The organism is Candidatus Obscuribacterales bacterium (assembly GCA_036703605.1).
GTDB lineage: Bacteria > Cyanobacteriota > Cyanobacteriia > RECH01 > RECH01 > RECH01.
Genome location: DATNRH010000642.1, coordinates 1 through 1,140 on the forward strand (window position 1 = coordinate 1; position 1,140 = coordinate 1,140).

The 1,140-nt window shown below is 52.1% G+C and carries 1 protein-coding gene; it reads right to left on the reverse strand.

Going from position 1 to position 1,140, the window contains the following annotated elements:
* Positions 1 to 6: 6 nt before the first annotated feature.
* Positions 7 to 1,140 (reverse strand): hypothetical protein (locus tag V6D20_13490; GenBank protein HEY9816793.1); only part of this gene is annotated, 1,134 nt, incomplete at its 5' end.

A 1,140-nucleotide genomic window follows, 5' to 3' on the forward strand; every position in this document is an offset into this window, starting at 1 on the left:
CATGCGTCATGCCCGGAAGTAAGTGTTAAACAAATCACGCGAAACATTGATACACTGCCCTGCGTCTAGTGCGGAATCCCAGAGGTCAACCTCGTAGAAGTCAATCGTACCTATATTGGAGGGGGAAGCAGCGTCATATTCGTTATTGATAGACCACAAGTCCGAGGCGGATAAGACGGGTATTGTGCCAGTGTTTTGGGCATTGTAGATGAGTACCCCATTAAGAGTAATAATCGCTTCTTGTGTGGCAGAGTCGTAGGAGATAACAAGGACACCCGGAGCCCGGTCATGATTGCGAGTATTGATCGTAATGAGACTTGGCCCATAGTAAGCCATCCCCGCACTCGAATAGAGCATGAGGTTGAGGTTTGCTCCCGCTGAAGTATTAACGGCCCAGACAGCATCTGGGTCATCACCATAAAATGCAACGGCTAGGGTGAAGGCTCCTGACGCCCCTACCTGTGAGGCGATGCCCGCCTCCATACGAAGGTAGTGATCTTGAGCCTTATCGAACTCCAGCTTATTACCCGCAAGAGACGGGGTGGATAGGCCCTCTAGGAGAGCACTTGCATTGGCGTTTCCAGAACTATCAGGAATAGTGCTACCCACCACATCGCTAGCAACGTACTTGGTGGTAAGGGCAGGGTAGGTGCCAATTTCTGGGGTTGCCCAGACCTCCGCAACTTCTGCGGGGGATAAAGCGCGGTCCCATTCGAGATACCCTGTGAAGCTGCCAAAGCCACCGGAATAACTGGGTGCGTCATTAAGTCGCCATGTATAGGCGCTCGTATTGAGGAACGTAAGACCACTGAAGTCCACCTGAGCCGTTTGAACCCCGTCTTGGTAGAGCGTGCAAAGGTCTGTTGCGTTGTCGAATATGAGCACAAAACGTTGAGTCTGCTGGAGGTCAAAAGCCGTTCCAGTGTCTACAACAGTGGTTCCGGTAGTAGCACTTACCCGGAGGACGGGGCCCGAGGCGGACATGCCAATTTCCACGGAATCGTTAGCATCCTCGATACCAAACACGCCTCGCGTAAATGTGAGGTACTCTTGGTACGTGAAGGCCAGCGAAAAGGAATCAGTCTGGAGATTAATGCCGGGCGTCCATTCTAGGTATTGAGTAGAAGTGCACCGGAACCC